Origin of the sequence: Mesorhizobium sp. M2E.F.Ca.ET.209.01.1.1 (assembly GCF_004010375.2) — a bacterium.
Taxonomy (GTDB): domain Bacteria; phylum Pseudomonadota; class Alphaproteobacteria; order Rhizobiales; family Rhizobiaceae; genus Mesorhizobium.
Window position 1 is genome coordinate 1 of record NZ_SADP02000971.1, and the last position, 304, is coordinate 304.

Annotated in this window: 1 protein-coding gene; it reads left to right on the plus strand. The window is 56.2% G+C overall.

Annotation, left to right across the window (positions count from 1 at the left end):
* Positions 1-123: 123 nt before the first annotated feature.
* Positions 124-304, plus strand: a 181-nt coding sequence (locus EN852_RS42010; protein WP_210238329.1) for a hypothetical protein, incomplete at its 3' end; no start/stop codon positions are given.

Here is a 304-nt window from a genome sequence, read left to right on the forward strand (position 1 = left end):
CGACGGTGATGAATTCACTTTGCACCGGCTTCAGTTCGTTCATGGTTTCCCGCTCTTGCCCGCAACCGCCCTGGAACGCCGCACGTTGCCGTTCGGCGACGCTCTAACATGTCTTTGTGACGCATGATCGTCACGGAATCGCTCCGTGCCAAGCCGCATGCGCTTAACCGGCTCAACTTATCCTCTGCCAGCCTTTTGCGACAGTTTGATTTCATCGATCTTGCAAACTGGCCTGTTATGCTCCAGATGCAGGCTGGTCAAACCCACTGGCCGAACCCAATTGGAGACGACGATGGCAGGCGGT